Source organism: Citrobacter sp. MGH103 (assembly GCF_001034475.2).
Lineage (GTDB): Bacteria > Pseudomonadota > Gammaproteobacteria > Enterobacterales > Enterobacteriaceae > Citrobacter > Citrobacter freundii.
The window spans coordinates 3,213,129-3,238,281 of the sequence record NZ_CP073043.1 but is presented as its reverse complement, the minus strand read 5'-3'; the positions used below and the strand labels follow the sequence as shown (position 1 = coordinate 3,238,281).

The following is a 25,153-nucleotide window of genomic DNA, read 5'->3' as shown; positions in this document are numbered from 1 at the left end:
TGAAAGTTATATTGACGTGCGTCAACTAACCGTGAGGTTTCGCCGTGCTACCTTTTATTCATGCTAATTATTCGTTTGAGGAAAGGTTATGGAACTCTATTTAGATACGTCTGACGTTGATGCGGTAAAAGCTCTGGCGCGCATTTTCCCGCTGGCAGGGGTGACCACTAACCCGAGTATTGTGGCGGCGGGGAATCAGACGCTGGAAGTACTACTGCCGCAACTGCAGGAAGCGATGGGAGGACAAGGCCGTCTGTTTGCTCAGGTGATGGCGACCACCGCCGAAGGGATGGTTAGCGATGCGCGTAAGCTGCGGGCAATCATTGCTGATATCGTGGTCAAAGTGCCGGTAACAGCAGAAGGTCTGGCGGCTATAAAATTGCTGAAAGAAGAAGGGATCCCGACGTTGGGTACTGCGGTATACGGTGCAGCTCAAGGGTTATTGGCTGCACTGGCAGGTGCGGAATATGTTGCGCCATACATTAACCGCGTGGATGCGCAAGGAGGGGATGGCATTCAGACGGTGACCGACCTGCAGACGTTACTGAAAATGCATGCCCCGCACGCCAAAGTACTGGCAGCCAGTTTTAAAACGCCGCGTCAGGCGCTGGATTGCCTGCTGGCAGGCTGCGAGTCCATCACGCTACCGCTGGACGTTGCTCAGCAGATGATTAGCTCCCCGGCAGTTGATGCTGCCGTCGCGAAGTTTGAGCACGACTGGCAGAGCGCATTCGGTCGCACGTCTATTTAAACGAGAGTGCCGGGATGTAGTCCCGGCATTATTGCGTACATGTTTCCGTCAAAATGAATGTGTTGCAGTTGTACGCTTTTATCTGCGAATCCCTCTCGTAAAACCGACAAAGTCGGCATGCGACCCGTCATCATGGCAGGTACAGTCGTGTCATCATGTTAATCAGGTGACGGACCGCCATGAAAAAATCACCCACATCCACGCCGCACGATGCGCTATTTAAAACGTTTTTAAAATACCCGGAAACGGCGCGCTATTTCATTGAAATCCATCTTCCCTCCACGCTACGAACGCTGTGCGATTTTTCGACATTAAAGCTGCAACCGACCAGTTTTATCGAGGATAACTTACGTGCATATTATTCCGATGTACTTTGGTCGATGAAAACCAGTGAAGGGCACGGCTATATTTATGTCGTAATCGAACATCAAAGCCGCCCGGATGTTCATATGGCATTTCGCCTGATGCGTTATGCGATAGCGGCAATGCAAAGTCACCTCGACGCCGGGCATAATACGTTACCTTTAGTTGTGCCGATGCTGTTTTATCACGGAATCGATACACCTTATCCCTTCTCTCTATGCTGGCTGGATGAGTTTGATAATCCAACACTTGCACGTCAGCTCTACCTGTCAGCTTTTCCGCTGGTAGATATTACCGTTGTTCCAGATGAAGAAATTATGCAGCACCGACGCATTGCTCTTCTGGAACTGATTCAAAAGCATATTCGTCAGCGCGATTTGATGGGGTTGGTGGACAAGCTGGCCGCGCTGTTGGTTACCGGAAGCGCTAATGACAGCCAGCTAAAAGCGCTGTTTAATTACCTGCTAATCCAGCACGGTCACAAACCGCGCTTTGGACGATTTATGCGCAAGCTGGCGCAGCGGGTACCCGAACACAAGGAGAGTACAATGAATATTGTGGAAAAAATACGTAGGGCAGGACAGCGAAAGGGGATGCGGGAAGGCATGCAAAAAGGCTTGGTTGAAGGCCGCCGCGAGGAAGCGTTACGCATTGCTCACTCAATGCTGGACGATGGTCTCCCACGGGCGGTCATCGTGAGGATTACTGGGCTTTCTGAAGATGACGTTAAATCACTGACGTATTGAACGTATATTAATTCAGCCCCGGATAACAAACGCCGCCGGGGCTTTCGTTTATTGCCCGCAGACCTCGCACCCCGGATTACACATCAGCTTCATTTCGCGAAACTGGCAGGTCATGGCATCGTACATGACGATTTTTCCGGATGCCGGTTTACCGTAGTTTGCCAGCAGCTTAATGGCTTCCATTGCCTGTAACGAGCCGATCACGCCGATCAGCGGGGCCATCACTCCGGCTTCTACGCAGGTCAGGGCGTTTTCACCGAACAGACGGCTCAGGCAACGGTAGCAGGGCTCGCCTTCCTGATACGTAAAGACGGTAATTTGCCCTTCCATGCGAATTGCTGCACCGGAAACCAGCGGAACTCTGGCGGCATAGCATCCGGCATTCAGCTGATTGCGGATGCTGACGTTATCCGTACAGTCCAGCACCAAATCGTGTTCGGCAATAAGCGCGTGAATCTCGCTATCGTCCAGCAGCGCATTCACCGGCGTAATGGCGATATAAGGGTTAATCCGCGTTAGCGCGTCACGGGCGGATATCACTTTTGGTTGCCCTACGGTTGCATCGCTGTGCAGCGTCTGGCGTTGGAGGTTTGACACGGATACCGTGTCAAAGTCGAGCAGGGTTAAATGCCCGACGCCAGCACCAGCAAGGTACTGGGTTGCAGCACATCCCAGTCCCCCCAGACCAATGACCAGTACCCGCGCATCTTTGAGCGCTTCCTGACCTTCGAAATCGAAGCCGCGCAGAATGATTTGCCGGTTATAGCGCATCATCTCCTGGTCGCTGAGTTCTGCCATTACAGGCCTCCAAACAGTGCGTTAAATAGCTCAACTTCAACCCATTCTCCGACCTCAACGTTACCGCGATCGCGCTCCAGCACAATAAAGCAGTTGCCCTGGCTAAAGGAGCTAAAAATATGCGAGCCCTGGTGCCCGGTGGTAGTGACTTCCTGTTCGCCTTCCGCGGTACGCTGCAATACACCACGCTGAAAATCCAGACGCCCTGGCGTTTTCTTCAGGCGTGAAGCGGTGCGCACGCGCTGGCGCGGAGGCAACCCACAGGCGGTGTTGCCGCTGAGTTTCGCCAGCAGCGGTTGTACCAGTTGATAAAAGGTGAGGGCAGCAGACACCGGGTTACCCGGCAGGCCGCAAAACCAGCTGTTGCTCAGTTTACCAAAGGCGAACGGTTTACCGGGTTTGATGGCCAGCTTCCAGAAGGCAATTTCTCCCAGTTCTTCCAGAATGGTTTTGGTGTAATCCGCTTCGCCTACCGAAACGCCACCAGAGCTGATGACGACGTCGGCCTGGCTGTCGGCTTCGATAAATGCGGCCCGCAGCGCGTTGGGATCGTCGCGAATAATTCCTAAGTTGATCACCTCGCAGCCCAACTGCTGCAGCATCAGGTGAACGGTCAGACGGTTTGTGTCATAAATCTGCCCGTCACCCAGCGGCTGACCCGGCAGTTGCAGCTCATCACCGGTGGAGAACAACGCCACGCGGACTTTACGCACAACGGGGACCTCGGCAATACCGAGCGAAGCCAGCACGGGAAGCTCGGCGGTTGTCAGACGAGTTCCGGTAGGGAATACCACCGCGCCGTTGGCAATATCTTCACCGCGCAGACGAATATTTTGTCCGCTGCGGACGTCGGCGGTAAAACGCACACCGTCGTCAGTTTGTTCCGTTTGCTCCTGCATTACCACGGCTTCACAACCGGCAGGCACCGGGGCTCCGGTCATAATACGGATGCAGGTTCCCGCAGGCCACTCGCCGTGGAATGGCTGTCCAGCAAAGGCTTTGCCAGCCACCGCAAGAGGCTTGTCTGATTGTAAATCGGCTAATCGCACCGCATAGCCATCCATTGCCGAGTTATCGAATCCCGGCACATCAATCGGGGAGACGACGTCGGTGGCCAGAATGCGGCCAAAGCATTGAACCAGCGGCAGCGTTTCGACGGCGGTGAGTGGGGTAATACGCGAAAGCATCTGAGAAAGAGCCGTTTCAAGCGGCATCAGTCCGGCGGTAAATTCCATGAGAAGACTCCTGCGGGGCAAAATCGAATCCGCTCATTATGTCAGAAAATGGACGCGGACAGTATGCTACCTCAGGCTTAGGATCAGATCTGATACAGGTTTTCTGCCAGAGAATAGCGCTACAGGAAAAATGCAGTATAGACTCATGATTTCTGCTTTTCTCAAGGAGGCTAAATGTCTGCGACTATCCCGGATTCAATTCGACGACAGGTGAATGCCGCCAGTGCACTGATTGCGCGGATTATCGAGGGCGATCTGGTTGCTGTTCATTTGTATGGCTCTGCTGTTGAAGGTGGCTTAAAACCCCAAAGCGATATCGATTTACTGGTTACCAATAGGCAGCCACTTAATACCCGGCAAAGAGATGAAGGCGCCTCCTGGCTTATACCGCAATTACCCGTTGAGTATGCTGACACGCTGCAAGCCGCGCGTGCGGAATACCTGGGGTTAACTAAAAAGAACTGGGCTGCGTCTATGCCGTCTGTTGAACGCTTTGTGTTTTATGCAAAAAAACAGATTGCCGTTCGGCTTGAATAATATATTCAACGATGTTGGAAGCTCCCCTTTCTGATTAACTCATTTAAATAACCTGATGGGATGGGGTGTGAGGTACGGGCCTTAACCTTTACATGACGTCTGCATCTTTCTATATTCAAAAATCGAATCAATAAGTCACAGAAATTCTGATATTTATAACCCCGGTACCTGCCACCTAATGGACGAATAAAATGGGTAAAGCAGTCATTGCAATTCACGGCGGCGCAGGGGCTATCACCCGTTCGCAGCTGAGCCAGGAGCAAGAGTTGCGTTATATACAGGCGCTGTCGGATATCGTTGAAACCGGCCAACGGATGCTTGAAGACGGTCGTAGCGCACTGGATGTCGTTACCGAGGCCGTGCGCCTGCTGGAAGAGTGTCCATTGTTTAATGCCGGAATTGGCGCGGTGTATACGCGTGATGAAACCCATGAACTTGATGCCTGCGTGATGGATGGTAACACGCTGAACGCAGGCGCCGTCGCCGGAGTCAGCCATCTGCGAAACCCGATTCTCGCGGCTCGCCTGGTAATGGAACACAGCCCACACGTCATGATGATAGGTCAAGGGGCTGAAAACTTTGCCATTGCGCAGGGCATGGAGCGCGTATCAGCGGATATTTTCTCGACGCCAGAACGCTACGCTCAACTTCTGGCGGCGCGAACAGCGGGTGAAACGGTGCTGGACCATAGCGCGAGCCCGCTGGATGAAAACAACAAAATGGGTACCGTGGGTGCGGTCGCGTTAGATATGTTTGGCAATCTGGCGGCAGCAACATCCACCGGTGGGATGACCAATAAATTACCGGGGCGGGTGGGTGACAGTCCGTTGGTTGGCGCAGGCTGTTATGCCAATAATGCAAGTGTGGCAGTCTCCTGCACCGGAACCGGAGAAGTCTTTATTCGTGCTTTGGCGGCCTATGACATTGCGGCGTTGATGGACTACGGCGGTCTGAGTTTATCCGAAGCGTGTGAACGCGTAGTGATGGAAAAATTACCGGCGCTTGGCGGCAGCGGCGGTTTAATTGCTATCGATCATGAGGGCAATGTCGCTTTGCCGTTTAACAGCGAAGGCATGTACCGCGCCTGGGGATACGCAGGTGATACGCCAACCACCGGTATTTATCGGGAAAAAGGAGATAGCGTTGCCACACAGTGATGAGCTTGATGCCAGCGATGTGCTGGCAGTCAGCAATCTGAATATTGCCTTTGAACAGGAGCAGCAGCGTGTCAGCGCAGTGCGCAATCTGTCATTTCGCCTGAAGCGTGGCGAAACGCTGGCGATAGTCGGTGAGTCTGGTTCTGGTAAGTCGGTGACCGCCTTGTCGCTGATGCGTCTGATTGAACAGTCCGGCGGCGAGGTGAGCTGCGATGAAATGCTCCTCCGACGCCGTAATCGACAGGTTATTGAGCTGGGTGAACAGAGCGCATCACAAATGCGTCACGTGCGCGGTGCGGATATCGCGATGATCTTCCAGGAGCCTATGACATCGCTTAATCCGGTGTTTACCGTGGGCGAGCAAATTGCCGAGTCTATCCGCTTGCACCAGGGGGCCAGTCACGAAGAGGCGATGGTAGAAGCGAAGCGAATGCTCGATCAGGTGCGTATCCCCGAGGCGAAGGCGATTTTATCGCGTTATCCACACCAGCTTTCCGGCGGTATGCGCCAGCGGGTGATGATCGCCATGGCACTGTCGTGTCGCCCTGCGGTTTTAATTGCTGATGAGCCGACAACCGCGCTGGATGTCACCATTCAGGCGCAGATCCTGCAACTGATAAAAGTGTTGCAGCAGGATATGTCGATGGGAGTGATCTTTATTACCCACGATATGGGCGTTGTGGCGGATATTGCCGACCGCGTGCTGGTGATGTATCAGGGCGAGGCGGTAGAAACCGGCAGCGTTGAGCAGATTTTTCACGCTCCCCAGCATCCTTATACTAAAGCGCTGCTGGCAGCCGTGCCGCAGCTTGGGGCAATGAACGGGCATGAACTTCCGCGCCGTTTTCCGCTTATTTCATTACACGATCCCAGTCATGTAGAGCCGCAGACCGAACAGAATACCGTGGTTGAAGGCGAGCCAATTTTGCAGGTACATAACCTGGTGACGCGTTTTCCTCTGCGTAGCGGCATTCTAAATCGCGTAACTCGCGAGGTGCATGCAGTGGAAAACGTCAGCTTTGACCTGTGGCCGGGAGAAACGCTCTCGCTGGTGGGGGAGTCGGGCTGCGGGAAATCCACCACCGGTCGGGCGCTGTTGCGCCTGGTTGAGTCTCAGCGTGGGGAAATCATTTTCAACGGACAGCGTATTGATACCCTTGCTGCCAGCAAGTTGCAGCCGCTGCGTAGGGATATTCAGTTTATCTTCCAGGATCCGTATGCCTCGCTCGATCCACGTCAGACGGTGGGATATTCCATTCTGGAGCCGCTACGGGTGCATGGGTTATTGCAGGGTGATGCGGGGTCAAAACGGGTTGCATGGCTGCTGGAACGCGTAGGATTGTTGCCTGAGCATGCCTGGCGCTATCCGCACGAGTTTTCCGGCGGTCAGCGTCAGCGTATCTGTATTGCACGGGCATTGGCACTCAATCCCAAAGTGATTATTGCCGATGAATCTGTCTCGGCGCTGGATGTTTCAATTCGCGGGCAAATCATCAACCTGATGCTAGACCTGCAGCGAGAATTGGGTATCGCATATCTGTTTATTTCTCACGATATGGCGGTGGTGGAACGGATCAGTCACCGTGTGGCGGTAATGTATCTCGGGCAAATCGTTGAGATTGGCCCCCGACGCGCGGTGTTTGAAAATCCGCAACATCCGTATACGCGCAAACTGATGGCGGCAGTACCGGTTGCCGATCCATCGCATCACCGACCACAGCGTGTGCTGTTGTCGGATGATATCCCCAGCAATATCCGCAAGCGCGGCGAAGAGATTTCCCCCGTGTCGTTACAGTTAGTTGGCCCGGGACATTATGTTGCGCGTGGGCAACCAGAAAATGCGCTTTCGCGTTTATAACAGGCAGGCAGGGTTTAAGGAGAATAACATGACAAAAATTGTTGCTCGGAAATGGCTGGTTGCTGTGGGAGTGGCCTCTGCGCTGGCCGCATCGCCTGGCTGGGCCGCCAAAGACGTGGTGGTGGCGGTAGGATCCAATTTCACCACACTTGACCCCTATGACGCGAATGACACATTGTCGCAGGCGGTAGCGAAGTCGTTTTATCAGGGGCTGTTTGGTCTTGATAAAGAGATGAAACTGAAAAATGTGCTGGCAGAGAGCTATACGGTTTCTGATGACGGCCTGACTTACACTCTTAAGCTGCGTCAGGGTGTGAAATTTCAGGATGGCACCGACTTCAACGCCGATGCGGTTAAAGCCAACCTCGACCGCGCCAGCAATCCGGAAAACCGTCTGAAACGATACAACCTGTATAAGAATATCGATAAAACCGAAGTCGTCGATCCGTCGACGGTGAAGATTACGCTGAAACAGCCGTTCTCTGCCTTTATCAATATTCTGGCGCATCCGGCAACGGCAATGATTTCTCCCGCCGCGCTGGAGAAATACGGTAAGGAGATCGGTTTCCACCCTGTGGGGACCGGGCCGTACCAGCTTGATACCTGGAATCAGACAGATTTTGTGAAGGTTAAGAAGTTCGCGGGTTACTGGCAGCAAGGGCTGCCAAAGCTGGATACGATTACCTGGCGTCCGGTGACCGACAACAACACGCGTGCGGCCATGCTGCAGACCGGGGAAGCGCAGTTTGCCTTTCCGATCCCTTACGAGCAGGCTGCGTTACTGGCGAAGAATAAAAACCTGGAACTGGTGGCCAGTCCGTCTATTATGCAGCGTTACATCAGCATGAACGTCACACAAAAACCGTTCGATAATCCGAAGGTGCGCGAGGCGTTGAATTATGCCATCAACCGTCAGGCGCTGGTGAAAGTGGCGTTTGCGGGTTATGCCACGCCAGCAACGGGCGTTCTTCCTCCATCGATAGCTTACGCGCAAAGCTATACGCCATGGCCATACGACCCGGCGAAAGCGCGCGAACTGCTGAAAGAAGCAGGTTATCCGAACGGTTTTACCACCACGCTATGGTCTTCACATAATCACAGTACCGCGCAGAAAGTGCTGCAATTTACCCAGCAGCAGCTGGCGCAGGTGGGAGTTAAGGCTCAGGTAACAGCGATGGATGCCGGCCAGCGCGCGGCGGAAGTCGAGGGTAAAGCGCAGAAAGAGAGCGGGGTGCGGATGTTCTACACCGGCTGGTCTGCCTCTACGGGGGAAGCGGACTGGGCGCTGTCACCGCTGTTTGCATCACAAAACTGGCCGCCAACGCTGTTTAATACGGCGTTCTATAGCAATAAGCAGGTGGACAGTGATTTAGCGGCGGCCTTGCAAACTAACGATCCAGCGCAGAAAGCGAAGCTGTACAAGGATGCGCAGGATATTATCTGGAAAGAGTCGCCGTGGATCCCACTGGTAGTGGAAAAACTGATTTCGGCGCACAGCACCAGATTGACCGGGTTCTGGATTATGCCGGACACCGGATTTAGCTTTGATGATGCGGATTTAAAATAAGCTATTCATTCGGCCCCGCTAACCAGGGGCCGGCGAAGGGAGCGTGATGCTTAACTATGTTTTCAAGCGCCTGCTGGGGTTGATCCCAACGCTATTGATTGTTGCGGTGCTGGTGTTTTTATTTGTTCACCTGCTACCCGGCGATCCGGCCCGGCTGATTGCCGGACCGGAAGCTGACGCCGAGGTGATTGAACTGGTACGCAAGCAGCTGGGTCTGGACCAACCGCTGCATATTCAGTTCTGGCATTACATGACCAACGTGTTGCAAGGCGATTTTGGCACGTCGATGGTTTCTCGTCGTCCGGTTTCCGAAGAGATAGCCAGCCGTTTTATGCCGTCGTTATGGCTGACAATTGCGAGTATGGCATGGGCTGTGTTATTTGGTATGACGGCGGGGATCATTGCAGCCGTATGGCGCAATCGCTGGCCGGACAGGTTGAGTATGACGCTGGCGGTCACCGGGATCTCGTTCCCGGCGTTTGCGCTTGGCATGCTGCTCATGCAGATATTCTCCGTTGAACTTGGCTGGTTGCCAACCGTTGGCGCTGACACCTGGCTGCACTATATCCTCCCGTCTATTACTCTGGGCGCGGCGGTGGCTGCGGTGCTGGCCCGGTTTACCCGCGCCTCGTTCGTCGATGTGCTCAGCGAAGACTATATGCGTACCGCGAGGGCTAAAGGGGTGAGTGAGACCTGGGTGGTGTTAAAACATGGTCTGCGTAACGCGATGATCCCGGTGGTCACCATGATGGGACTACAGTTTGGCTTTTTGCTTGGTGGATCAATCGTGGTTGAGAAGGTGTTCAACTGGCCTGGGCTTGGGCGACTGCTGGTGGACTCCGTCGAAATGCGCGACTACCCGGTGATTCAGGCCGAGGTACTGTTGTTTTCTCTGGAGTTTATTCTTATCAACTTAGTGGTGGATGTGCTTTACGCCGCCATTAATCCGGCTATCAGGTACAAGTAAGGATGCGATTTTTTAACTGGCGCCGACAGGCGATTTTGAATGCAATGCCCCTTGTTAAGCCAGAGCAGATACGCACACCGTGGCATGAGTTCTGGCGTCGTTTCCGTCGACAGCACATGGCGATGTTTGCTGGGCTGTTTGTATTGCTCCTGATCATGGTCGCGATTTTTGCCCGCTGGCTGACGCCATTTGATGCCGAAAATTACTTCGATTATGACCGTTTGAATGATGGGCCGTCGATGCTGCACTGGTTTGGTGTCGATTCTCTGGGACGAGATATCTTTAGCCGCGTGCTGGTTGGCGCGCAAATCTCGCTGGCGGCGGGGGTTTTTGCCGTGTTTATTGGCGCGGCGATTGGCACAGTGCTGGGGCTGCTGGCGGGATACTACGAAGGTTGGTGGGATCGGCTGATTATGCGTATCTGCGATGTGCTGTTCGCCTTTCCCGGCATTCTGCTGGCGATAGCCGTGGTCGCCGTGCTGGGCAGCGGCATTGCGAACGTGATTATCGCCGTGGCCATTTTCTCCATTCCTGCTTTCGCGCGCCTGGTGCGCGGAAATACACTGGTGCTGAAGCAACAGACGTTTATTGAGTCTGCGCGCAGTATTGGTGCCAGCGATACGACCATCATTTTTAACCATATCCTGCCGGGTACGGTTTCATCGATCGTGGTCTTTTTTACCATGCGAATTGGCACGTCGATCATCTCTGCCGCGAGCCTGTCATTTCTGGGATTAGGCGCACAGCCGCCGACGCCGGAGTGGGGGGCAATGCTTAATGAAGCGCGTGCTGACATGGTGATCGCGCCGCACGTGGCGATTTTCCCGGCGGTAGCGATATTCCTGACGGTGCTGGCGTTTAACTTACTGGGAGATGGTCTGCGCGACGCGCTGGACCCGAAGATAAAAGGATAAATCACAGGCCGGATAAGACGTAATGCCTTATCCGGCCTACGGTTGAGTTACGCTTAATTAAACGCGTGAACCCCACAGATCGTATTCATCTGCGTTTTCGACCTTCACGCGGATGATATCACCAGGTTTCACCTTGGTTTCACCATTCAGGTATACCGCGCCGTCGATTTCCGGAGCATCAGCCATGCTACGACCAATTGCGCCTTCTTCGTCAACTTCATCAACGATAACCAGAATCTCGCGGCCCACTTTCTCTTGCAAACGTTCAGCAGAGATCTGCTGTTGCAATTGCATAAAGCGGTTCCAGCGTTCTTCTTTCACCTCTTCCGGGATTTGATCCGGCAGGTCATTAGCGCCAGCGCCTTCTACCGGGCTGTATTTAAAGCAGCCCACGCGATCCAGACGTGCTTCCTTCAGGAAGTCGAGCAACATTTGGAAGTCTTCTTCCGTTTCACCCGGGAAACCAACAATGAAGGTGGAGCGCAGCGTCAGTTCAGGGCAGATTTCACGCCACTGTTTGATGCGCGCCAGCTGTCTGTCTACGGAGCCTGGGCGTTTCATCAGTTTAAGAATACGCGGGCTGGCATGCTGTAACGGGATGTCCAGATACGGCAGGATTTTCCCTTCTGCCATCAGCGGGATCACGTCATCAACGTGCGGGTAGGGGTAGACGTAATGCAGGCGCGTCCAGATCCCCAGTTTTGATAACTGTTCGCACAGATCAACCATGCTGGTTTTGACCGGCTCGCCGTTATGGAAACCGGTCCGGTGTTTCACATCCACACCGTACGCAGAGGTATCCTGAGAGATTACCAGAATCTCTTTCACGCCCGCATCGACCAGACGCTTGGCTTCGCTGAGGACGTCGCCAATCGGACGGCTCACCAGATCGCCGCGCATGGATGGAATAATGCAGAACGTACAGCGGTGATTACAGCCTTCAGAAATCTTCAGATAGGCGTAATGGCGCGGAGTCAGCTTGACACCCTGCTCAGGAACCAGGCTCAGGAACGGATTATGCTTTGGTTTGGGTACGTAATGGTGAACGTGCTCCAGAACCTGCTCGTAGCTATGCGGCCCGGTGATTTCCAGCACCTTCGGGTGGACTTCACGGATCTGATCGACTTTCGCGCCCAGACAACCGGTGACGATCACCTTGCCGTTTTCGTTAAGCGCTTCGCCGATTGCTTCCAGGGATTCCTGAACCGCACTGTCGATAAAGCCGCAGGTATTAACGATAACCATATCCGCGTCGTCGTAGCTTGGCACGACATCATAGCCTTCGGTACGAAGTTCGGTCAGGATGCGCTCAGAATCGACGAGGTTTTTCGGGCAGCCGAGGGAGACAAAGCCGATTTTCGGCTGGTGGGTTACATTGCTCATAGCGTAAAAAGTGTTCAGTTGTTGGAATATTCAGGGCAGGGATTCTACAGAGTTCTGAACAAAAATTGTATCGCAATCTCAAATCATCAGCGGCCTGCTGGGCGCCGAATTAAAGATTATTTGTAAATTATGTTAATTTTAAGTGATGGATTGATCCTGGACACGACTTTGTTCAAAAAATAACCATACTATTAAGTTGCACCATAGTTGGAAAGAGGAGGAACAAAGTATGGTTGTTGACAGACTGAGAACCGATCTTCTCAACAAATTGATAAACGCCCGTATCGAACTTGCCGCTTATCTGCAGTTGAGAAAAGCGAAAGGCTACATGTCAGTCAGCGAGAGCGATCGTCTGCGTGATAATTTTTTTGCACTGAATCGCGAATTGCACGAACAATCACAGCTTCACGGTATGCATCTTGATCAGGAAGAGTGGAATGCCCTTCATCGTGCTGAAGGGGCGTTAGCCGCCGCCGCTGTTTGTCTTATGAGTGGACACCATGATTGTCCAACGTTTATCGCCGTTAACGCAGAGAAACTGGAAAACTGCCTGACAACGCTGACGCTGAGTATCCAGAGTTTGCAATCTTACCCAACGCTGGAACACGTCTGAATCAGGGGGAGGGCACTCCCCCTTTTCGTTAAGATTATGTAAATATGACGGGGTGATTCCCCTTGCTGGCTACGCTTTATGCAGAGCCATTAAGGAGGTGTTATGCGTCGACTCTTTCTCTGTGCTATCCCACTTGCGCTATTTTCCTCTTATGCCGTCGCGGTAAAAGTGGAAGTGCTGCAAACCAAACTCGATCATCCATGGTCACTGGCTTTTTTACCCGATAACCGCGGTATGCTCATTACGCTCAAAGGTGGACAGCTTCGACTCTGGCAGCCTGATAAAGGGCTTTCCGACCCGCTGACCGGCGTACCAAAAGTCTGGGCGAATGGTCAGGGCGGATTGCTTGATGTGGTGTTAGCTCCGGACTTTGAACGATCCCGCCGGGTGTGGCTAAGCTTCGCTGAAGCCGACCGCGAAGGCAAAGCGGGCACCGCGGTAGGCTACGGGCGATTGAGTGACGATCTCAAACACCTGCAAGGATTTCAGACCGTTTTTCGCCAACAGCCAAAGCTATCCACCGGAAACCATTTTGGTGGACGTCTGGTGTTTGATGGCAACGGCTATCTGTTTATCGGCCTTGGTGAGAATAACCAACGTTCAACTGCTCAGGATCTGGATAAGCTGCAGGGCAAGGTCGTACGGCTTACCGATGAGGGCAAAATTCCACCGGATAATCCGTTTGTGAACATGGCGGGAGCGCGGGCAGAGATTTGGTCGTATGGCATCCGCAACCCGCAGGGTATGGCGATGAATCCGTGGAGTGATGTGTTGTGGCTCAATGAGCATGGCCCACGCGGAGGCGATGAAATTAATATCCCCGAGAAAGGGAAAAACTACGGTTGGCCTATCGCGACCTGGGGTGTTAACTACAGTGGTTTGAAAATTCCCGAAGCAAAAGGTCAAATTGTTGCTGGCACGGAACAACCCATCTTTTACTGGGAAAAGTCGCCAGCGGTCAGCGGAATGGCTTTTTATAATAGCGATACCTTTCCACAGTGGCGGCAGAAGTTGTTCATCGGCGCGTTGAAAGATAAAGAAGTGATCGTACTGAGCGTTAAAGGGAATACGGTCACTGAGGATGGTCGTCTGTTGCAGGAAAGGGGGCAACGGATCCGTGATGTGCGCGTCGGACCAGATGGTTATATGTACGTGTTAACCGACGAGTCCGACGGGGAATTACTAAAAGTGAGTCCCTGATTTGTTTAGCTGACCGGGATCATCACGATTTTTTGAAACGCCGGGCGCTCGGTCAGTTGTTGATACCAGCGTTCCAGATGCGGGCGCGAGGTCCAGCTCAGGCCAACGTTGAACAGGTTATAGATAAACGGTGCCACAGCGATATCCGCCGTGCCAAATTCAGCCCCGGAGAACCATGACTGGTCTGCCAACGCGTTATCCAGAATGGCAAACAGGTTATCGCAAACTTGCTTACTGGCCTCAATGGCCGCTAGATCGCGCTGATCGGCAGGTGTTCTGACCAGGCCAAATAAGATAACCCGATGCGCAGGGCTTAGCGTCTGATTTGCCCAGTCCATCCATTTTTCGCCGACGGCGCGCGCGGCCGGTGCGTCAATCCACAAACGTTTTTGTCCGTACTGAGCGGCCAGATAGCGGACAATGGTATTGGATTCCCACAGCACAACGTCCGTTTCATCATCGCGTAGCAACGGGACCAGTCCGTTCGGGTTTAGTGCCAGATAGTCGGCATCGCGGTTACCGCCATGCTGTCCGCCCGCCAGAATTTGGTTATACGGCAGTTCCAGTTCCTCGAGCGTCCACAATACTTTTTTTACGTTGGTCGAGTTATTGCGACCCCACAGTGTAATCATAGTAACCCCGCAAATTAATTGAGCAGCTTTATGGCTGCAGATGCCATCTGACTAGCTCACATGGTGGGGTAAACCTAATATTTACGCAACAAAGTCTAAAAAAATCGTGCCAGGAGCAGCGCAGCGCGGCGTTATTGCATAAACTTTAAAAACTTTACCAACTTACGGTTTCTTTAAGCTCGTTAGTGCGTTATTACTCACCGCACTTATTTTACACGTCATCCATCAGACTTTTTCTGCATGGGTTGGTCGAGGTCGCTTGGCCGGTTTTGTGTAAACACGGTGTGGTATGACGTGGTTTTTTGGAATGGATACTCGGGTGGCATTTATGACGCAATACTTCTCTTCACTTCGCAGCTTTGCTGCAGGTTCTGCACTCTTAATCCTTTTGGCGCCGACCGTACAGGCGGCGGAGCAACCGACGGCCCCGCCGAGCGTGGACGCGCGCGCGTGGATTCTGATGGATTACGCCAGTGGCAAGGTGCTGGCGGAAGGTAATGCTGATGAGAAACTGGATCCTGCTAGTCTGACCAAAATCATGACCAGCTATGTGGTTGGGCAGGCGCTGAAGGCCGGAAAAATTAACCTCAACGACATGGTCACCGTGGGCAAAGACGCCTGGGCGACCGGTAACCCAGTCCTGCGCGGTTCGTCGGTCATGTTCCTCAAGCCCGGCGATCAGGTTGCGGTGTCAGATCTGAATAAAGGCGTTATCATTCAGTCAGGTAACGATGCCTGTATTGCACTCGCTGATTACGTTGCCGGCAGCCAGGAATCCTTTATTGGTCTGATGAACGGCTATGCGAAAAAACTGGGGCTGACCAACACTACTTTCCAGACGGTGCACGGTCTGGATGCGGCAGGACAGTTCAGTACCGCACGTGATATGGCGCTGCTCGGGAAGGCGTTAATTCACGATGTGCCGGAAGAGTATGCTATTCACAAAGAGAAAGAATTTACCTTCAATAAAATTCGTCAACCGAACCGCAACCGTCTGTTGTGGAGCACCAACCTGAACGTGGATGGTATGAAAACCGGGACCACTGCCGGGGCGGGATACAACCTGGTGGCTTCCGCGACCCAGGGCGATATGCGCCTGATCTCCGTGGTGCTGGGGGCGAAAACCGATCGCATTCGTTTTAATGAGTCAGAAAAGCTGCTGACCTGGGGCTTCCGCTTCTTTGAAACCGTTACGCCGATCAAGCCGGATGCGACTTTCGTTACTCAGCGCGTATGGTTTGGCGATAAGAGTGAAGTGAATTTGGGTGCCGGAGAAGGTGGTTCTGTGACCATCCCGCGTGGCCAGCTCAAAAACCTGAAGGCCAGCTTTACCCTGACTGAACCACAGCTAACTGCACCGCTGAAGAAAGGTCAGGTTGTGGGCACTATCGACTTTCAGTTGAACGGAAAATCCATTGAGCAACGTCCGTTGATGGTGATGGAAGATGTGCAAGAGGGTGGTTTCTTTAGCCGCATGTGGGACTTTGTGATGATGAAATTCCACCAGTGGTTTGGTGGTTGGTTCTCTTAATCTTACCTATTGCCGGATGGCGCAATCGCCGTCCGGCAGTATCTCTTAATACTTCAGCGTGATACGTTGCGCTTTAGCGTACTCAACATACTCATCGTCAGGGCGGTTATCACTGATAATGGTATCAAAGCGTTTTAATTCCCCCATCCTCGCAGGTCGCACCTTGCCAAACTTGCTGTGATCGACCACCAAAACGTGATGCTGCGCCATCGACATTGCCCAGTGCTTCACCGGCAGTTCTTCCAGATTAAAACAGGTCGCGCCTTTCTCGATATGAACGCCTGCCGCGGAATAAAAGGCGATATCCGGACAGAGATTGTTCAGCGTTTCTTGGAAGTCGAGCGGTTTAAAAATCGCGTTACTGGCATGGAATTCGCCACCACACAGAATGACGCGGCACTGCGGTTTTTCCTGCAGCACCAGAAACGTATTCAACGAGTAGCAGATTGCGGTGAAGGGCAGTTCATTGTCGATCGCTTCAATGATCCACGGCGTGGTAGTACCGCAATCGAAAAAGATGGTCTGATGCGCCTGCACGAGACTCGCCGCCAACTGGGCGGCGCGACGTTTTTCATCAACCAGACGGGATTTTTGATCGCTGATTAAATAATGGTTAGCGCTGCGGGGTTCCAGAACAATATAGCCCCCGAGCAGTACGACGGGAGCATCATGATTATTCAGGTCGCGACGAATGGTCATCTCAGACACGCCCAGCAACGTTGCGGCTTCTTTGAGGTGTAATTTATCGCTGCGTTTCAGCGCCTGCAGTAATTGACCAATACGCTCGTCGCGTCGAGTTTCCATAGTTCCCCTGGAGAATAGAATAAGTGCTCAGTTTCGCGCTTAATACTACTCTTTTTACCGTGGGTTAGTCACGTACCCAACCTTTACGGATGGGGAGGGCGAAGCAGGCGCGATAGCAAGTTTGCAAGCCGAGGTACAGGGTCGCGCCAAAGCGCTGCCAGATCATCTGGGCGCTCAGACAGCCGATCAACCCAGCCAGTAATCCGCCCAGCATATCCAGCGGCCAGTGTACTCCAAGGTAAACCCGCGACCAGGCAATCGCCACGGCAACGACCATCAGCAGAGCGCCCGTCCACAGGCGATGCCAGAACAGGAAGGCCAGTGCAAAGGTAAAGATAACCGTACCGTGGTCACTCGGGAAAGAGTCATCTGCCGCATGATGCAGGAAGTTGTAACCAATGTGGTTTACAAACGGGCGATCGTGAGGGAACAGATGTCCCATCAGCCAGGAAATCGTCAGACCAACTATCAACGCAATGGCCATTTTGATGACCAACTGGCGCTGGAGCGTAACCTGACCGCGAGGTCCCCATAGCCAGAGCACAACGGCTAACAGCGGCACAATGCTGATCAGATCTTTGGCAATGAAAATGGCGAGCGAAATTGCCCATTGCGCAGAGTCGGGTGTTGCATTGATCAGGTAAAAAAGTGAGTTGTTCAGATTTTCCAGCATAACGTCCAGACTCAGTGTAATCGTTGAAAAGGCCCATGGGAGCGAGAGCATAAAATTGCTTTCACGGGATAAAAAGCGGTCTTGTCTTATTTGTCTGCTAAATGACTATTTTTAAGACAATTAATGAGACTTATTGAGCATGATAGCGGTCTCAACTTAAATTAACCTTAAAGCAAAATCTTCTTGAGCAAATGAATGTAAAAATGTGCGCATTTTGCTTTCAAATCACATAATTCACTATCACCAGTACGGCGCATTTATTACACTTTGCGCGATTTTTCTATAGCTAAGAGACTGCATGCAGAACCGTTTATCTTCAGGCGCCCGTTTGGGGCGTCAGGCATTACTTTTCCCTCTCTGTCTGGTGCTTTACGAATTCTCTACTTATATCGGCAACGATATGATCCAGCCTGGAATGTTGGCGGTAGTGGAGCAATACAATGCCGGATTAGATTGGGTACCCACATCCATGACCGCCTATCTGGCTGGCGGCATGTTTTTACAGTGGTTGTTAGGACCGCTATCGGATCGTGTTGGGCGTCGTCCGGTGATGTTAACCGGCGTGCTCTGGTTCATCGTGACCTGCCTTGCGACCCTGCTTGCACAGAATATTGTGCAATTTACTTTCCTGCGTTTTTTGCAGGGGATAAGCCTGTGCTTTATTGGTGCGGTGGGTTACGCCGCCATTCAGGAATCCTTTGAAGAAGCGGTCTGCATAAAAATTACCGCGCTGATGGCAAACGTGGCGCTGATTGCGCCGTTGCTGGGTCCGTTGGTAGGCGCAGCCTGGGTACATGTTCTGCCGTGGGAAGGGATGTTTATCCTGTTTGCTGCTCTGGCGGCCATCTCCTTTTTTGGTCTGCAACGCGCGATGCCGGAAACGGCAACCCGGCTGGGTGAAAAGCTGTCGATTAAAGAGCTGGGCAAGGATTATAAGTTGGTGCTAAGGAACGTGCGTTTCGTTGCAGGCGCACTGGCGTTGGGTTTTGTCAGCCTGCCGTTACTGGCGTGGATTGCGCAATCTCCGATTATTATCATCAGCGGAGAACATCTCAGTAGTTACGAATATGGCCTGTTGCAGGTGCCGATTTTTGGTGCGCTGATTGCCGGTAACCTGGTGCTGGCGCGTCTGACTTCGCGAAAAACCGTGCGTTCGCTGATTATCATGGGCGGCTGGCCAATTGCCGTTGGCCTGATTATTGCCGCTGCGGCCACGGTGGTGTCATCTCATGCATATCTATGGATGACGGCGGGTTTGAGTATCTATGCGTTTGGCATTGGCGTGGCGAATGCGGGGCTGGTGCGCCTGACGCTGTTTGCCAGTGAAATGAGTAAAGGTACAGTTTCTGCCGCAATGGGTATGTTGCAGATGCTGATTTTTACCGTTGGTATCGAGCTGAGTAAACACGCTTATCTGCTGGGAGGCAACGGCTTGTTCAGCTTGTTCAATCTGGCCAGCGGCGTGCTGTGGCTGATTCTGATGGTGATCTTCCTGAAAGATAAACGGGTAGGGGATTCCCGGGAAGGCTAAAGCCCGGTTGCCCGGGCCTGGCAGAAACTTAGTGGTGATCGTCAATCTGATGTTCGATGATCATGCCTTCACCGACGCTGGCAACATGTCGCGCATAAGGATGTGCGCGATAAACAGGAGCCGGGGCAGGTGCCGGGGCAACATACACCGTTTGTGGCGCAGTAGTCACGTTGACCGCCTGCGGCACGCTGACGGAAGAGGGCACGATCACCACTTTATAACCGCTTGGTACATCAACGGTAACGCTTTGTGCAAATACTGACCCTGCAAAACCCAGCAACAATGTCGCCATCAGTACACTTTTCTTCATAATCCGCTCACCTGAAATATTCACTGGAAGTAATAATCCAGTGGGTTAATTTGAGGCGGATTATGAATAGATCATGCCATCATTTTGTTGCCGTCTGTGCTGAGGCGTTAATGCGTAAACGGTGCTTCATTCTTTAACACGCGGTCGATAATATCCAGGACGCCCTCTTCGTTGTTCGATCCCGCGCGATATTTCGCCGCCTTGATAACCGGCTCATGGGCGTTGGCCATTGCAAAACTAAATCCCGCCTGGCGCAGCATCTCAATATCATTTCCGCCATCGCCAAACACAACAACCTCATCGTCGTTAATATTCCAGCGTTGTTGCAGCAGCCGCAGACCATTTGCCTTATGCACGCCGGGAATAATTAAATCGATGCTGCCGTAGCCGGTATGCACCGGCACCATAATGTCGCCAATCGCCTCGTGGAGATCGGCCTGCACCTGTGGGATTCTGTCGTCGGAAATATTCAGCCCGAACTTGAAGAAAACGTCGTTAAGATTATCAAAATTATCTACAAATTCGAGACGATGATAATACATGGCGGAAACAGCTTTATGTTCATCGCTGTACTGCTTCAGCGTGTAGGCGCTGCTTTTACCACAGGCAATAATATCAATGTCCGTACGGGTGAGCAGATGTTCAACGATGGCCTGGAAATCATCCTTTGCCAGTTCGCCGTTAAAAACATCTTCACCTTCACTGACTACCCAACCGCCGTTTTCGGCAACAAATGAGATCTCACTGGCCAGTTCGGGGAAAAAGGAAATCAACTGATAATATTGATTGCCGCTGGCGACCACAAAGCGGATCCCTTGTTCTTTCATCTGGCGGTATTGCGCCATAAAGCGCTCACGGTTATAGGTTTTTTGGTCACTTAAAAATGTGCCATCCATGTCGACCGCAATTAATTTGATACTCATTAGCTGTTCTCCATCACCGTGGTATTTTTGAGATCCGGTTTCGCCACCGCTTTCGCGACGATGGCGGCAACGAGCACCAGCGCCAGCACCACCAGCATAGCGCTGCGCAGGCCGTAGTGTTCACCCAGGTAGCCCAGCAGCGGCGGTCCAACCAGGAACGCCAGATAGCCGGTTGTTGCGACAACGCTGACGCGGGTTGGTGCATCGGGGCCGGTGTCGCTGGCGGCTGAAATGGTCAGCGGGAAGCCGAGTGATGCACCGAGTCCCCACAAAATAACGGAAACACCCGCCACCCAAGAGCTGTCGACAAAAATAATCAGGCTAATCCCGAGAGCGCCCATCAGCGCACTGGCGCGCACCACCGTGACGCGGCTGTAGCGGTCGATGAACCAGCCGCCAGTAAAGCGGCCAACGGTCATGCCCAGCGTAAATCCGGCATAAATCAGAGAGCCTGATGTTGGGCTAAACCCATGACCGTCCACCATCAGCAGCGGAAGCCAGTCGTTGGCGGAACCTTCAGCAAATGCCATTGCGAGCACCACGACGCCAATTAGCAATAACTGGATATCGCGATAAAAAGGCAGTCCTTTTTCACCGGAGGGAGAACCATCAGCGGCATTTTTACCCGTACCCTCAGGAATTGCTTTGATGGCGATAAAGATAGGAGTGATAGCTACCAGCGCCGCTAGCAGAATATGCGCGTTTGCTGGGACGCTGAAGGCGGTAAGCATCATCCCGACTCCTGCGCCCGCCAGCGTTCCCAGGCTGTAAAAACCATGCATCATCGGCAGCACGGTTTTATTCATTTCGCGTTCAACCGCCGCACCTTCGACGTTGATGGCCACTTCTGCTGCGCCAAAGCTGGCGCCAAACACGGCCAGACCAAATGCGAAAAGCCAGGCGGAATGCAGCCAGAGCGCCACGCTGAGGATAGCCATCCCAATGACCGCACATGACATGGTAGTGCGGATCACTTTGCGCGTGCCAAATCGTTTCACCAGCCAGGCCGAACAAAGAATGCCACTCATCGAACCAATAGAGAGTCCAAACAGCACCGCGCCCATTTCGGCGGTAGAGATGGAGAGGATATCTCTGATGGCAGGGGTACGCGTTGCCCAGGAGGCCATTAATAATCCTGGTAAAAAGAAGAACGTGAACAGCGCCCAGGTGCGACGTCTTAAGGCTTTGCGTGATGAGATGCCAGTCATGAATTCGAGCCAAAGAAAAGAGGAAAGAAGACAACATTAGCAAGGTTGTGTACATTTGTACACAAATGCAAGAAGAGGAAATGCAGTGCGACGTGCAAACGATCCGCAGCGGCGGGAAAAAATAGTTCAGGCCACCCTTAAGGCGATAGTAATCCATGGTATTCATGGGGTTACACACCGTAAAATCGCTATGATTGCCGAGGTGCCACTGGGCTCAATGACCTATTATTTTGCAGGAATAGATGATCTGCTGTTGGAGGCATTCAGCTGTTTTACGCATACTATGTCTCAGCAGTACCAGGATTTTTTTGCCGACGTTGCTGATGTGCAGGCGGCCTGCCATGCGATTACCGATATGATTTACGGCTCCCAGGTCACAACGCCTGATAATATGGAGCTTATGTATCAGCTGTATGCTTTCGCCAGCCGTAAACCAGCGTTGAAAACGGTGATGCAGAACTGGATGCTACGTAGCCAACAAACGTTAGAGCAGTGGTTTGATCCGGTTACGGCGCGGGCGCTGGATGCGTTTATTGAAGGAATGACGCTGCATTTTGTCACGGATAAAAAACCGCTGCAGCGAGAAGATATTCTGATGATGGTGGAGCGTATTGCCGAATTGCCGCAGAGATAAAATCCTCAAAATGGTTTGTCGAGGCGGGTAACGGCCTGACGTAAAAAATCAATGACTTTTACCGCCTCTGGCGTCAACGGTCGGGCGGCTTTTTTTACCGTCCCGACATCCATGTAAGTAATAAAATCATCAATCGTTCTGTGCATGACGCGCAGACCATCCAGTGACCACGGGCGATACACCAGGTCGGATAAAATGGTTATCCCTCTGCCTTTTGCAACCAGACTTCTTATTGCTTCAAAAGAGTTGCTGCGAAAACTGATATTGGGCGTATAGCCACGCTGCTGCCAGTAATCGATGATTACGTCAGGGTATTTATCGGTTTCCAGCAGTAAAAATGGTAGTTTCTCGACGTCTATTAAACGGATCGATGCCTGGCTCTGTAGCGGATGCCCAATAGACGTCCACAGGCGGCGCTGTGAACGAATAAATGTTTCGATCTCCAGGTCGTTATCATGGTTGATATTTGAGGTCAGAAGCAGGCAAAAATCGACCTTTTGTTCCCGTAGAGCCTGTACCAGTTCCGGTGCAGTGGCTTCATAAAACACGATCTCCAGCAAAGGGAAACGTCGTTCAATATCGTTGAGTATATCCGGAATAAGATAGGCAGAGAGCGTTTCGGCAATGCCTATGCGCACTGTGCCAGTGAGAATTTCGCTCCTGTCATGCAGGGCGTCAATAGCCGAGTGGCTACTGTTGATGATGTTGCAGGCATGTGCCAAAAAGCGCTCGCCCTCAGCGGTGAGCTTCACACCTTTGGGATAACGTACAAATAGCTGCACGTCTAATGCTTCTTCCAGGTTCCGCATGGCAATGGTCATTGATGACTGAGAAATATGACAGCGTGCAGCAGCTTTGGAAATTTGTAATGTTTCTGCAAGCGCGATGTAAAACTCAAGTTGCCTTAGCGTAAATTTCATAGTTTTAATCTATGCAGATGGATAAAAACGTTATATTAGCATTCATTCTCACGCCGCCGTAGCCTTGTGGTCATACCGTACAACTGACAATAAGGCGCAAATATGCCCTATCTTTTACTCAGTCTGGCTGCCTGTTTTTGGGGTGGAAATTATGTGATTGGTCATCTCTTGGTCGCTGAAATTAATCCCATCGTTTTATCAGCGGCACGCTGGGTATTTACCGCGTTATTATTGATGACGCTCTATTTTCGTCAGGTCACAGAGCAATGGCCGGTGATGAAAAAATCCTTTGGTACTATCGTCTTCCTTGCGCTTTGTGGTCAGGTTCTTTTCCCCTTAACGTTGTATATCGGCTTGCAATATACAACCTCGCTTAATGCCGCGATTTATATGTCCACCACCCCGGCGCTCGTACTGTTAATCAATAAGTTCTTTTTTAAAGAGCGGATTTCTGCGCGAAATATAGCTGGTGTGATCCTGAGTACTGTTGGTGTTATATGGCTGGTGTCGCGGGGTGATATGATAAATGCGCGGGTATTTGCGCATCTGAATCAGGGCGATTTCTGGACCATGGGGTCAGCGTTAAGTTGGGCCGTCTATTGTGCTTTTTTACGCATTAAACCGCGTGAGGTAAAGGGAAACGCCTTTGTCGCAGTGAGCGCGCTGTTAGGTGCGATTGTACTTATTCCGGTACTGGCTCTGGAGTTGATACGCAATGGTATGCCGGGATGGAATAGCTATGCCAATACAGGCGTTGTAACTGGGCTGGCATACCTTGTTATTTTTCCTTCCTGGCTGTCATATCTATTATGGAACAAAGGGATTAGCGCCATTGGCGCAACGCGTGGAGAGATCTATTCACACTTGATCCCATTGAGTGGCGGATTATTTAGCGTGATGTTTTTGCACGTCGCTCTGCATTCATATCATCTGGTGAGCGCGTTGGTTATTATGTGCGGTATAGCATTGTGTTCCCGTCCGAGTGCAAAAAAAGGCTCGCAGCAGCACATGGCGTGAAAAGCGGGTAAATTAGCTTACGGTGGCGCCCCCGGTAATATTTACCACTGTGGCGGTCATAGCGCTGGCATGGTCTGAAGCGAGAAAGGTTGTAACCTCAGCGATTTGTGCAAGCGTAGGCAGGCGCGCGAGCATGGTACTTTGCGCCGCCCCCTCTAACCATTGATCGACGGTTAAACCCATTGACTGTGCTTTAGCGGTGAAAATTTCTCCGGTATAGGAGCCAGCCGCTACAGCATCCACAATTGCATGCGACCGCACGCCGACGACACGAATGTTTATTGGTCCCGTCTCGCTGGCGAGCGCCTTAATAAAAGCCTCTGTTCCTGCACAGCCGACGATATGGCCGAGATGCCCGGGCATCGCCATCGGGGCTGCGGGCGCAACGATGGTGAGAATAACGCCCGCTCGATTGCCGCCCATGTGCGGCGTTACGGCTTTTGCGATATTGAACTGCGCCGCAAGAAAAGGGGTGATACCGCTCATAAACTCAGAGAGGGATAATGCATCGATGCGCTTGCCCTGTTCGTGCATAAATCCCGTTGCGTTAACCACCACATCTATTCCACCGGTTTGCTGTACAAGGCGGGTAACTTCCTTCGATGCGTTGTGCTCGTCGAGTACATTGGTGATAAAGGTTTCGACTGTACCACCTGCCGTTCGGATAATACTGGCCGCCCAATCCAGCTTTTCCTGACTGCGCGCTCCCAGATACACATGGGCTCCTTCGCGCGCCATCGCCTGCGCAACCGCACTACCAATAGCGCCGCTGCCACCGAAGATCACTGCGACTTTGCCTGAGAGTAACATAGCAACCCCATCACCATTTAGCACCGAGTAAAGTATGTGCCATAACGGGCATGCTGCAAATTTGAGAAAGC

At 52.3% G+C, this 25,153-nt stretch carries 25 protein-coding genes and 1 pseudogene; 15 read left to right on the top strand and 11 right to left on the bottom strand.

Translation table 11 applies throughout. From position 1 onward, the window contains the following. Positions 1-88 precede the first annotated feature (88 nt). Entirely contained in the window at positions 89-751 is a 663-nt protein-coding gene (fsa, locus tag SK33_RS15650; protein WP_032948908.1) for a fructose-6-phosphate aldolase, read from the top strand. A gap of 179 nt (positions 752-930) precedes the next feature. Beyond that, the gene (locus SK33_RS15645; protein ID WP_048219218.1) at positions 931-1,860 is read left to right on the top strand and encodes an Rpn family recombination-promoting nuclease/putative transposase; all 930 of its coding nucleotides are present in this window, start codon (positions 931-933) and stop codon (positions 1,858-1,860) included. A gap of 48 nt (positions 1,861-1,908) precedes the next feature. Here the strand turns inward: SK33_RS15645 and moeB are convergent, their stop codons facing one another. After that, positions 1,909-2,658, bottom strand: a complete 750-nt coding sequence (moeB, locus tag SK33_RS15640; protein WP_048219216.1) for a molybdopterin-synthase adenylyltransferase MoeB — start codon at positions 2,656-2,658, stop codon at positions 1,909-1,911. After that, entirely contained in the window at positions 2,658-3,893 is a 1,236-nt protein-coding gene (gene moeA, locus SK33_RS15635) for a molybdopterin molybdotransferase MoeA (RefSeq protein ID WP_048219215.1), read from the bottom strand. Before moeA ends, moeB begins: the two co-directional genes overlap by 1 nt. 174 nt (positions 3,894-4,067) lie before the next feature. Between moeA and SK33_RS26775 the strand changes: the two are divergent. The 7 genes and pseudogenes from SK33_RS26775 to gsiD form a co-directional block, all read left to right on the top strand. Next, positions 4,068-4,226 (top strand): annotated as a pseudogene (locus tag SK33_RS26775) (nucleotidyltransferase domain-containing protein); the annotation flags it as partial. After that, positions 4,209-4,430: an aminoglycoside adenylyltransferase domain-containing protein gene (locus SK33_RS26770; RefSeq protein ID WP_412096470.1), complete on the top strand. Its 222-nt coding sequence runs from the start codon at positions 4,209-4,211 to the stop codon at positions 4,428-4,430. The pseudogene SK33_RS26775 and the gene SK33_RS26770, both read left to right, overlap by 18 nt. 191 nt (positions 4,431-4,621) lie before the next feature. Continuing rightward, positions 4,622-5,587 (top strand): beta-aspartyl-peptidase, encoded by a 966-nt coding sequence (iaaA, locus tag SK33_RS15625; protein WP_048219212.1) that lies wholly within the window; start codon positions 4,622-4,624, stop codon positions 5,585-5,587. Next, entirely contained in the window at positions 5,574-7,445 is a 1,872-nt protein-coding gene (gene gsiA / locus SK33_RS15620) for a glutathione ABC transporter ATP-binding protein GsiA (protein WP_048219210.1), read from the top strand. The genes iaaA and gsiA overlap by 14 nt, the downstream gene beginning before the upstream one ends. A gap of 28 nt (positions 7,446-7,473) precedes the next feature. Further along, positions 7,474-9,012, top strand: a complete 1,539-nt coding sequence (gene gsiB, locus SK33_RS15615) for a glutathione ABC transporter substrate-binding protein GsiB (RefSeq protein WP_003035297.1) — start codon at positions 7,474-7,476, stop codon at positions 9,010-9,012. Between the two features lie 46 nt (positions 9,013-9,058). Further along, positions 9,059-9,979 (top strand): glutathione ABC transporter permease GsiC, encoded by a 921-nt coding sequence (gene gsiC, locus SK33_RS15610; RefSeq protein ID WP_003836970.1) that lies wholly within the window; start codon positions 9,059-9,061, stop codon positions 9,977-9,979. Positions 9,980-9,981: 2 nt separating this feature from the next. After that, a complete protein-coding gene (gene gsiD, locus SK33_RS15605) occupies positions 9,982-10,893 on the top strand; it encodes a glutathione ABC transporter permease GsiD (protein ID WP_003035302.1) in 912 nt (303 codons plus the stop codon). A gap of 57 nt (positions 10,894-10,950) precedes the next feature. Here the strand turns inward: gsiD and rimO are convergent, their stop codons facing one another. Next, entirely contained in the window at positions 10,951-12,276 is a 1,326-nt protein-coding gene (gene rimO, locus SK33_RS15600) for a 30S ribosomal protein S12 methylthiotransferase RimO (RefSeq protein WP_003035305.1), read from the bottom strand. A 229-nt stretch (positions 12,277-12,505) separates the two neighbouring features. Between rimO and bssR the strand changes: the two genes are divergently transcribed. Both bssR and SK33_RS15590 read left to right on the top strand, forming a co-directional pair. Continuing rightward, positions 12,506-12,889 carry a biofilm formation regulator BssR gene (gene bssR, locus SK33_RS15595; protein ID WP_003035308.1) on the top strand — a complete coding sequence of 128 codons (384 nt, stop codon included), beginning with the start codon at positions 12,506-12,508 and terminating at the stop codon, positions 12,887-12,889. Between the two features lie 102 nt (positions 12,890-12,991). Next, positions 12,992-14,089, top strand: a complete 1,098-nt coding sequence (locus SK33_RS15590) for a PQQ-dependent sugar dehydrogenase (protein WP_048216664.1) — start codon at positions 12,992-12,994, stop codon at positions 14,087-14,089. 5 nt (positions 14,090-14,094) lie between these two features. Here the strand turns inward: SK33_RS15590 and SK33_RS15585 are convergent, their stop codons facing one another. Beyond that, positions 14,095-14,721, bottom strand: coding sequence for a glutathione S-transferase family protein (locus SK33_RS15585; protein ID WP_003035313.1), 627 nt, complete (start codon positions 14,719-14,721; stop codon positions 14,095-14,097). Positions 14,722-15,049: 328 nt separating this feature from the next. Here SK33_RS15585 and dacC point away from each other — a divergent pair, with 328 nt between their 5' ends. Next, positions 15,050-16,252 carry a serine-type D-Ala-D-Ala carboxypeptidase gene (dacC, locus tag SK33_RS15580; protein WP_048219951.1) on the top strand — a complete coding sequence of 401 codons (1,203 nt, stop codon included), beginning with the start codon at positions 15,050-15,052 and terminating at the stop codon, positions 16,250-16,252. Positions 16,253-16,297: 45 nt separating this feature from the next. Here dacC and deoR read toward each other — a convergent pair whose 3' ends face one another. Continuing rightward, positions 16,298-17,056 (bottom strand): DNA-binding transcriptional repressor DeoR, encoded by a 759-nt coding sequence (deoR, locus tag SK33_RS15575; RefSeq protein ID WP_003035319.1) that lies wholly within the window; start codon positions 17,054-17,056, stop codon positions 16,298-16,300. A gap of 64 nt (positions 17,057-17,120) precedes the next feature. After that, on the bottom strand, positions 17,121-17,729 hold the full coding sequence (ybjG, locus tag SK33_RS15570; protein WP_003836958.1) for an undecaprenyl-diphosphate phosphatase: 609 nt from the start codon (positions 17,727-17,729) through the stop codon (positions 17,121-17,123). A 298-nt stretch (positions 17,730-18,027) separates the two neighbouring features. Here ybjG and SK33_RS15565 point away from each other — a divergent pair, with 298 nt between their 5' ends. Continuing rightward, positions 18,028-19,260, top strand: a complete 1,233-nt coding sequence (locus SK33_RS15565) for an MFS transporter (RefSeq protein WP_048219207.1) — start codon at positions 18,028-18,030, stop codon at positions 19,258-19,260. Between the two features lie 28 nt (positions 19,261-19,288). Here SK33_RS15565 and SK33_RS15560 read toward each other — a convergent pair whose 3' ends face one another. The 3 genes from SK33_RS15560 to SK33_RS15550 all read right to left on the bottom strand — a co-directional run bounded on the left by SK33_RS15560 (position 19,289) and on the right by SK33_RS15550 (position 21,701). Further along, positions 19,289-19,570, bottom strand: a complete 282-nt coding sequence (locus SK33_RS15560) for a hypothetical protein (RefSeq protein ID WP_003035330.1) — start codon at positions 19,568-19,570, stop codon at positions 19,289-19,291. A 107-nt stretch (positions 19,571-19,677) separates the two neighbouring features. Beyond that, the gene (locus SK33_RS15555; RefSeq protein WP_003035335.1) at positions 19,678-20,493 is read right to left on the bottom strand and encodes a Cof-type HAD-IIB family hydrolase; all 816 of its coding nucleotides are present in this window, start codon (positions 20,491-20,493) and stop codon (positions 19,678-19,680) included. Beyond that, positions 20,493-21,701 carry an MFS transporter gene (locus tag SK33_RS15550; protein WP_003035338.1) on the bottom strand — a complete coding sequence of 403 codons (1,209 nt, stop codon included), beginning with the start codon at positions 21,699-21,701 and terminating at the stop codon, positions 20,493-20,495. Before SK33_RS15550 ends, SK33_RS15555 begins: the two co-directional genes overlap by 1 nt. An 85-nt stretch (positions 21,702-21,786) precedes the next feature. On the opposite strand from SK33_RS15550, the gene SK33_RS15545 reads away from it, so the two are divergent. Beyond that, a complete protein-coding gene (locus tag SK33_RS15545; RefSeq protein ID WP_048219205.1) occupies positions 21,787-22,335 on the top strand; it encodes a TetR/AcrR family transcriptional regulator in 549 nt (182 codons plus the stop codon). Between the two features lie 5 nt (positions 22,336-22,340). Here SK33_RS15545 and SK33_RS15540 read toward each other — a convergent pair whose 3' ends face one another. Beyond that, a complete protein-coding gene (locus tag SK33_RS15540; RefSeq protein ID WP_048219203.1) occupies positions 22,341-23,255 on the bottom strand; it encodes a LysR family transcriptional regulator in 915 nt (304 codons plus the stop codon). A gap of 102 nt (positions 23,256-23,357) precedes the next feature. Between SK33_RS15540 and SK33_RS15535 the strand changes: the two genes are divergently transcribed. Beyond that, positions 23,358-24,272 (top strand): DMT family transporter, encoded by a 915-nt coding sequence (locus SK33_RS15535; protein ID WP_048219202.1) that lies wholly within the window; start codon positions 23,358-23,360, stop codon positions 24,270-24,272. A gap of 12 nt (positions 24,273-24,284) precedes the next feature. Here the strand turns inward: SK33_RS15535 and SK33_RS15530 are convergent, their stop codons facing one another. Next, a complete protein-coding gene (locus tag SK33_RS15530; protein ID WP_048219199.1) occupies positions 24,285-25,082 on the bottom strand; it encodes an SDR family NAD(P)-dependent oxidoreductase in 798 nt (265 codons plus the stop codon). Positions 25,083-25,153: the final 71 nt, after the last annotated feature.

What these genes read in the sequence shown, in the direction of transcription:
- fsa (WP_032948908.1), top strand. Translation starts at nt 89, where the DNA reads ATGGAACTCTATTTAGATACGTCTGACGTTGATGCGGTAAAAGCTCTG.
- SK33_RS15645 (WP_048219218.1), top strand. Translation starts at nt 931, where the DNA reads ATGAAAAAATCACCCACATCCACGCCGCACGATGCGCTATTTAAAACG.
- moeB (WP_048219216.1), bottom strand. Translation starts at nt 2,658, where the DNA reads ATGGCAGAACTCAGCGACCAGGAGATGATGCGCTATAACCGGCAAATC.
- moeA (WP_048219215.1), bottom strand. Translation starts at nt 3,893, where the DNA reads ATGGAATTTACCGCCGGACTGATGCCGCTTGAAACGGCTCTTTCTCAG.
- iaaA (WP_048219212.1), top strand. Translation starts at nt 4,622, where the DNA reads ATGGGTAAAGCAGTCATTGCAATTCACGGCGGCGCAGGGGCTATCACC.
- gsiB (WP_003035297.1), top strand. Translation starts at nt 7,474, where the DNA reads ATGACAAAAATTGTTGCTCGGAAATGGCTGGTTGCTGTGGGAGTGGCC.
- gsiC (WP_003836970.1), top strand. Translation starts at nt 9,059, where the DNA reads ATGCTTAACTATGTTTTCAAGCGCCTGCTGGGGTTGATCCCAACGCTA.
- gsiD (WP_003035302.1), top strand. Translation starts at nt 9,982, where the DNA reads ATGCGATTTTTTAACTGGCGCCGACAGGCGATTTTGAATGCAATGCCC.
- rimO (WP_003035305.1), bottom strand. Translation starts at nt 12,276, where the DNA reads ATGAGCAATGTAACCCACCAGCCGAAAATCGGCTTTGTCTCCCTCGGC.
- bssR (WP_003035308.1), top strand. Translation starts at nt 12,506, where the DNA reads ATGGTTGTTGACAGACTGAGAACCGATCTTCTCAACAAATTGATAAAC.
- SK33_RS15590 (WP_048216664.1), top strand. Translation starts at nt 12,992, where the DNA reads ATGCGTCGACTCTTTCTCTGTGCTATCCCACTTGCGCTATTTTCCTCT.
- SK33_RS15585 (WP_003035313.1), bottom strand. Translation starts at nt 14,721, where the DNA reads ATGATTACACTGTGGGGTCGCAATAACTCGACCAACGTAAAAAAAGTA.
- dacC (WP_048219951.1), top strand. Translation starts at nt 15,050, where the DNA reads ATGACGCAATACTTCTCTTCACTTCGCAGCTTTGCTGCAGGTTCTGCA.
- deoR (WP_003035319.1), bottom strand. Translation starts at nt 17,056, where the DNA reads ATGGAAACTCGACGCGACGAGCGTATTGGTCAATTACTGCAGGCGCTG.
- ybjG (WP_003836958.1), bottom strand. Translation starts at nt 17,729, where the DNA reads ATGCTGGAAAATCTGAACAACTCACTTTTTTACCTGATCAATGCAACA.
- SK33_RS15565 (WP_048219207.1), top strand. Translation starts at nt 18,028, where the DNA reads ATGCAGAACCGTTTATCTTCAGGCGCCCGTTTGGGGCGTCAGGCATTA.
- SK33_RS15560 (WP_003035330.1), bottom strand. Translation starts at nt 19,570, where the DNA reads ATGAAGAAAAGTGTACTGATGGCGACATTGTTGCTGGGTTTTGCAGGG.
- SK33_RS15555 (WP_003035335.1), bottom strand. Translation starts at nt 20,493, where the DNA reads ATGAGTATCAAATTAATTGCGGTCGACATGGATGGCACATTTTTAAGT.
- SK33_RS15550 (WP_003035338.1), bottom strand. Translation starts at nt 21,701, where the DNA reads ATGACTGGCATCTCATCACGCAAAGCCTTAAGACGTCGCACCTGGGCG.
- SK33_RS15540 (WP_048219203.1), bottom strand. Translation starts at nt 23,255, where the DNA reads ATGAAATTTACGCTAAGGCAACTTGAGTTTTACATCGCGCTTGCAGAA.
- SK33_RS15535 (WP_048219202.1), top strand. Translation starts at nt 23,358, where the DNA reads ATGCCCTATCTTTTACTCAGTCTGGCTGCCTGTTTTTGGGGTGGAAAT.
- SK33_RS15530 (WP_048219199.1), bottom strand. Translation starts at nt 25,082, where the DNA reads ATGTTACTCTCAGGCAAAGTCGCAGTGATCTTCGGTGGCAGCGGCGCT.